Source organism: Micromonospora sp. NPDC049230 (assembly GCF_040647875.1).
In the GTDB taxonomy this organism is placed as follows: Bacteria; Actinomycetota; Actinomycetes; order Mycobacteriales; family Micromonosporaceae; genus Micromonospora.
Window position 1 is genome coordinate 1 of record NZ_JBEZCZ010000085.1, and the last position, 6829, is coordinate 6829.

The following is a 6829-nucleotide window of genomic DNA, read 5'->3' on the forward strand; positions in this document are numbered from 1 at the left end:
ATGGTGGGGTCGAAGCCGCGGACGTCGGTGAGGAAGCCGCCGTGGCGGGCGTAGGTGTGGCCGGGGGTGTCGGGGTCGGGGTGGTAGTAGCGGTCATTGTCCCAGCGGTCGGTGGGGATGGGGGTGATGGCGGTGCGTGCCTCGGTGAGCAGTCGCCAGAATTCCTCGGGGCCGTCCGCGCCGGGGAACCGGCACCCGATACCCACCACCGCGATCGGCTGGGTGCGCGCCGCCCGCAGGGCGGCGGCCTCGGCCCGCGCCACCCGCAACTCCAGCAGCGCCCGCCGGAGCAGGTCCTCGCGTTCCGAACGACTGTCCCGCTCCTCGGGCGCTGCGGTCGCGTCGACGGCCCTCATGCGGTGCCTCCCGTGTCCAGTTCCTGCTTCAGGAGCCCCAACAGGTCGTCCTCGCTCAGGTGGGCGAGCTCCGCTTCCAGCCCGGCCAGGTCCACCGCCGGCTCGGCCGGGTGCGCCGCCGGCTCTTTCGCGCCGTTCAGGGTCGGGGCCGGTGGCTGCGGTGGTCCGCCGACCAGCTCAGACAGCAGGAATCTGGCCAGCGCCGCGACAGTGGGGTTCTCGAAGGCCGCGGTCGCTGGCACGTCGGTGCCCAGCCGCCGGGCGAGCCGGTCCCGCAACTCGACGCTGGTGATCGAGTCCATCCCGGCGTCGAAGAAGCCGAGTTCGCGGTCCATCCGGGACCCGGCCGGCCGGCCGAGGACGACAGCGAGTTCGACCTGGACCGCGTCCTCCAACATCCGGACACCTGCCGCCGTGTCGCCAGCCGCACGCAGTCGGCGGGCGAACTCCTCGTCGTGGGCGCCACCCGTCTCGCCGGTCGGGCGCATCGTCGCGAACATCGGCCGCGAGCGCTTCGCCTCCAGCACCGGCAGCAGCCGGTTCCAGTCCAACGGGGCGACCGCGACCTGGCACCGGATCGGGGCCTCGTCGGATGCCACGCCGGTGAGTCGGTCCAGCGCGGCGAAGCCCAGGTCCCGGCTCACCGGCGCGGTTCCGGTGGCCCGGAAGGACTCGCCGTGCTCCCGGGCGAGCGAGCCGTCGGCCCACCAGCCCCAGTCGACGGTCAGCGCGGGATAGCCCCGTTGCGCGCGGTCGTGCGCGAAGACGTCCTGGAAGTGGCACGCGGCCACGAGGTGCCCGGCGAGCGCGGCCCCGAAGACCGACCAGGCCGAACCGCAGGACACGAAGAAGTCCAGCGCGGCATCCTCGGCCGCCGCGGCGACGACGAGCGTGCCCTCGACCTTCGGCCGCAGGATCGCGCGGAACCCGGCCCAGTCGATGTCCGCCAGCGGCCGGAGTTCGAACAGGCCCGCGGCGTGGATCACACCACGGACGGCCGGCCACGGTGCGCGGTGCGGGTCGAACACCGCGCGCATCGCCACGGGGTCGGCGACATCGCCGTCCGGGGTGTACACCGTGGCACCGTCACGGCGCAGCCGTTCGATGGCGGCGATGGTGTGGCGTTCGGCGTCCACCGGGTCGGCGGGCCCGGCGGCTGTTCCCTCCCGCGCCAGCGGGCCGCGTCCCAGCAGGACCAGGTGCCGCGCCCCGCGCCGGTACAGCCATTCGGCGAACAGCACACCCAGGGCCCCGCGACCACCGGTGACGAGATACGCGGCCTCGGGATCGAGCGTGCGGGGCGTGGGTACGACGTCGCCCGGGCTCCGGCCGGCATCGGCTCGTACCAGCCGGGGAACCATGCGCTGCCCGGCGCGGTACGCGACCTGGTCCTCGGCGTCCGGGTGGAGGATCTCACGGGCGATCGTGGCGGCCTCCGCGTCGGGATCCGGGTACCGCGGATCGAGATCGATCTGGCCACCCCAGACTCCCGGCTGCTCCATCGACACGGCGCGTCCGAGCCCCCACGCGGGTGCCAGCACCGGCACGCACGGCGCGTCGCCGGCCGCGACGGCGCCGCGGGTGACCGCCCAGAGGCGCGCGCCGGCCGCGATGCCCGGTGCCGATAACGAACGCGGCGCGGTCAGGAGCGGGCCGCACGAGGTGCTGAGTGCCTCGTTCCACTCCGGCCCGGGCGTGCGCAGGCTCGGATCGGCGTCCAGCGCGGCGAGGTGAACGACGCCGCGCAGCGCGTCGCCGGCACCGCGGATCGCCTCCGCCACCGCGGCGAACCCGTCGTCTGGGCTCAGCGTCTCCGACCGGACCAGGACGCAGGTGTGCCCTGCCGCCTCCAGGAGCGCGGCCAGCCGGTCCGCGACGCCGTCCGGGCCGACGCCGGTCAGCACCCAGCGGCCGGCGTCCCCGGAACCGCCGGTGCCGTTCGCCGAGGCGGGATCCCGGGAGTCCGGCTGCCAGGCGACCTCGTACAGGGCCGCGTCGACGTCGTTCTGGATGTCCCGCTCGGCGGCGCTCCGGTGCGGCGTTCGTCCATTCGACGTGTCGGCCGGCGGGGATGCCTCCGCACCGCGCGCCGTCCCGGGCCAGGCCGGCCGCTCGGGGATCCAGAACCGCTCCCGCTGCCAGGGATAGCTCGGTAACCGGACCCGTCGGCCGTCGCCCGGTTGCAGCGCCGCGTGGTCCACCGGGTGGCCGAGGACGTGCAGCGCGCCCGCGGCGTCGAGCATCGACGTACGGCCGTCGTGGTGCGCGCGCATCGACTCGACCGCGACGACCCCGGTCCCGTACCCGTCCAGGCACTGGAGGATGGGGGTCGCCAGAGCCGGATGCGCGCCGACCTCCAGCACGACGTGGTGTGCCGCCCCCGCGGCCCCGCGCAGCGCCTCGGTGAAGAGCACGGGTCCGGTGACGTTGCGCGCCCAGTAGTCGGCATCGGCGAAGCCGGGCTCCGCGGGCCCGCCGGTCACCGTCGAGTAGACGGCCACCGTCGGCGGTGCCGGGGCGAGATCCCCGAGTTGCGCGCGTAGCGCCTCTGCGGAGGCCGCCATCGCGGGCGTGTGGAACGCGTACTCCTCCTGGACGATCGACCAGAACACGCCACGGGCGCGGACCGCGGCCGCCAGCTCCACCATGGCCGGGCGGGTGCCCGCGACGACTGTGTTGCGCGGGCTGTTCACCGCCGCGATCGACACCTCCGCGCCGTAGGGCGCGATCACCTCGGCGGTCTCCCGCCGGTCCAGCCCGACGACAGCCATCATCCCGCCGCCCCGGGTCGCACCCATCGCCGCCGCGCGTCGCACCGCGACCTCGCACGCCTGCTCCAGGGTGAGGCACCCGGCCGCGTAGGCGGCGGCGATCTCGCCCACGCTGTGGCCGATCAGCGCGTCGGGCCGTACACCCCAGGCCTGCCACACCTGGCTGATCGCCGCCTGGACGGCGAAGATCGCGGGCTGGGCGACGACAGTGTCGTCCAGCCGCGACCGCTCGGGGCCGGCGAACAGCTCGTCGCGCAGCGACCAGCCGGCGATCCGGCGCACCACCGCGTCGCAGCGCTCGATGACCTCGTCCACGGCAGGATGGCGGGCCAGGGCGCGGCCCATGCCGGGCCACTGCGAGCCCTGCCCGGAGTAGACGACGATCAGCCGGTCCCGGCCGTCGCGGCGCGCGACACCGCGACGGACGCCGTCGCGGTTGTCCCGCCCGCCAGCGCCCGCTTCGCGTCGGCCGGGCACACCGCGTCCGTCGTCCGCCGACCGGGCCAGCAGGTCCGCCGCCCGCTTCACGGAGTCGGCGACCACGGACAGCCGGTAGGGCAGGTGCGTGCGGTGTAGCGCGGCCGTGCGGGTCACGTCCGCGAGGACCAACGCGCCGTCGTGTGCCTGCTCGAACATCCGCCGGTACGCCTCGGCCGTGTCGTCGAGCGCCTCGGGCGAGTGTGCGGACAACAGCAGCAGGTGGGCGTCCGGCTGGTCGGGGCGAGACGAGGGCGGCCCGGGTTCCGGTGTCTGCGCGGATTCCGGTGTCTGCTCCAGCAGCACGTGCGCGTTGGTGCCGCTGAAGCCGAACGAGCTGACGCCGGCGACCCGTGAACCGTGCCGCGGCTCCCACTCGACGGGCCGTACGGGAATCCGGACGGGGATCTCCCCCCACGGGATGTGCGGGCTCGGCTGTTCGAAGTGCAGGTGGGCGGGGAGCTGGCGATGGCGCAGGGCGAGCGCCACCTTGATCAGACCCGTGATCCCGGCTGCGGCCTCCAGGTGCCCGATGTTGGTCTTGACCGAGCCGACCCAGAGCGCGTCGCGGCGATCGGATTCCGGCCGCAGCGCGTCGACAAGGGCGCTGATCTCCAGCGGGTCGCCAAGCGGTGTGCCGGTGCCGTGCGCCTCGACGTAGCCGACCTCCTCGGGCCGTACTCCCGCGTCGCGCAGCGCCTCGCGCAGCACCGCGACCTGCGCGCGCCCGTTCGGCACCGTCAGCCCGGCGCTGCGGCCGTCCTGGTTGACCGCGGAACCCCGGACCAGCGCCCAGATCTGGTCACCGGCGGCCTGCGCGTCGGCGAGCCGCTTGAGGACGACGACGCCGCAGCCCTCGCCGCGACCGTAACCGTCGGCCCGGGCGCTGAAGGACTTGCACCGCCCGTCCGGGGCCAGCGCGCGCATCCGGGTCAGGCTTGCCGTGGTCAGCGGGGACAACATGAGGTTCACTCCGGCGACGACCGCCAGGTCCGTCTCGCCGGAACGCAGGCTGCGGGCGGCGAGGTGCACGGCGACCAGCGAGGACGAACACGCCGTGTCCACTGCGAGACTCGGGCCGTGTGTGCCCAGCAGGTGCGACAGGCGCCCGGCCGCCACGCTGAAGGTGTTGCCGGTGGCCAGGTACGGGTCGTCGGCGGCGGCCGGGTGCGCCGCGAGAAGCTGTAGGTAGTCGGAGGTGTTGATGCCGACGTACACGCCTGTCGTGGAGCCCTCGAGCGTCTCGATCCGGACGCCGGCGTCTTCGAGCGCCTCCCAGGAGACCTCGAGGAGCAGACGCTGTTGCGGGTCCATGCTGCGCGCCTCGCGGGGCGAGATGCCGAAGGCGGCGGCGTCGAACCCGTCGACAGGGCTCTCCAGGAAGCCGCCGCGCCGTCCGTACGAGGCGGCGCCGTCGGACCGGGCCGGCGTGTCCCAGCGGTCGCCGGGCACGTCGCCCGTCGCGTCACGCCCGTCACTCAACAGCTGCCAGAACGAGTCGAGGTCGACAGCACCGCCGGGCAGCCGGCACGCCATGCCGACGATCGCGAGCGGTTCGGCGGCGCCGGGTCGCGGTACGCGCGGGGCGGGCTCGACGGCCGGGCGGGGGACGGGTACGGGCACCCGGGCGTCCACCGGAGACGGCGTGATCCGAGCCAGATACTCGGCCAGCCGGCGGATCGTGGGGTGGTCGAAGACCAGGGTCACCGGCAGCCTCAGCCCGAGTTCGCCCTCCAGGCGCGTACGGATCTGCATGGTCATCGCCGAGGTGAGGCCGAGGTCGAACAGGCCGATGTCGGGGCTGAGCGTTTCCGGGCGGTGCAGCCCGAGCACCGCCGACAGTTCGGCCTGCAACCGGTGGACCAGGTCGCCCACCCGGGCCGGGTCCGCGCCCGCCGCCGCGACGGGGAGGGGCAGCGGCGCGGGGGTTCGCGCGTGCGTGACCGAGCCGGCCGTGCCGTTGGCCGCGCCGGCCGTGCCGTTGGCCGAGCCGACCGAGCCGTTGACCGAGCCGGCCGGGACGGTGCCGCCGGCCGGGCCGGCCGTACGCGGTGTCGGGAGCCAGTACTCGCGGCGTTCGAAGGGGTACCGGGGAAGGTCCGGCAGCACCTCCGGGCGGGTCGTCTGCGGTGACCAGTCGACCGGCCCGCCGGCGACCCAGGTCCGTGCGAGCGCCTCGACCAGTCGCCGGTGCGGTTCGGTCGTTCGGGGCAGCGAGGGGACGCAGGTCCACTCGGCGCCGCTGGCGGCCGCGACCGCCGCCGCCGAGGAGAGCAGGCCACCCGGCCCCAGTTCGACAAGGATGGTGGTTCCCCGGTCCAGGGCGGTGCGGAGGGCCTCGTCGAAGTGGATGGGCGCGCGGCTGTGCCGGACCCAGTACTCCGGGGAGGCCACCTCCGGCCCGGCGAGCAGCCCGGTGGTGTCCGACACGAACGGCACGGTGGCCGGTCGCAGGGCGGCCTGGGTGAACGCCTCGCCCAGCGCGCCGAGCATCGGCTCCACCTGCGCGGTGTGGAAGGCGACAGGGACCGACAGCGGCACCGTGCGCAGGCCCTCGTCCGCCGCCAGCGCCGCGAACGCGTCGACGGCGTCGGACGGTCCGGCGATGACCGTCTCCCGGGGGCTGTTGCGCAGGGCTATGTGGACGCTGCCGTTGGCGACGGGTGCCAGGCTGGCCAGGCGTGCCGGGTCGCCGAACACCGCGAGCATCGCGCCGTGCCCCGGCAGGTCCGCGACGAGGTTCCCGCGTACGGCGCTGAGGCGGGCGCCGTCGCGCGGCGAGATGATTCCGGCGAGTGCGGCCGCCGCGTACGCGCCCGCGCTGTGCCCGAGGACGGTTTGCGGGACGATCCCGTGCGCCCGCCACCAGGCGGCCAGTGTCCAGGCCAGCGCGTAGAGCGCGGACTGGGTGTGACGCGGGTCCTCGCGGTCCGCGGAGCCGTTCGGGGGGTCGAGCAGGACGTTGATTCCCGCCTTGCTGGCCGGCCCCGCCGCGTCGGCGAGCGAGTCCAGTGCCGCGGTGATGAGCGGGTCGCTCTGGTAGAGCTCGGCCAGGGCGCCGCGCAGCGGCGTGCCGTGGCCTGGCACGAGGAAGGTGATGTGGGGGGTGGTGGTGGGTGGGGTGTGGTTTTGGGTGAGGTGGGGGTGTGGGGTGTTGGTGGTGAGGGCGGTGAGGGCGTGGGTGAGGTGGGTGGGGTTGGTGGTGGTGATGGCGGCGCGGTGGGG

At 74.8% G+C, this 6829-nt stretch carries 2 protein-coding genes; both read right to left on the reverse strand.

The window, feature by feature from the left end; all coding sequences use genetic code 11:
- Positions 1-356, reverse strand: a 356-nt coding sequence (locus AB0A95_RS34545) for a beta-ketoacyl synthase N-terminal-like domain-containing protein (RefSeq protein WP_357559965.1), incomplete at its 3' end; no start/stop codon positions are given.
- On the reverse strand, positions 353-6829 hold a 6477-nt coding region (locus AB0A95_RS34550; RefSeq protein WP_357559966.1), incomplete at its 5' end, for an acyltransferase domain-containing protein. The genes AB0A95_RS34545 and AB0A95_RS34550, both read right to left, overlap by 4 nt.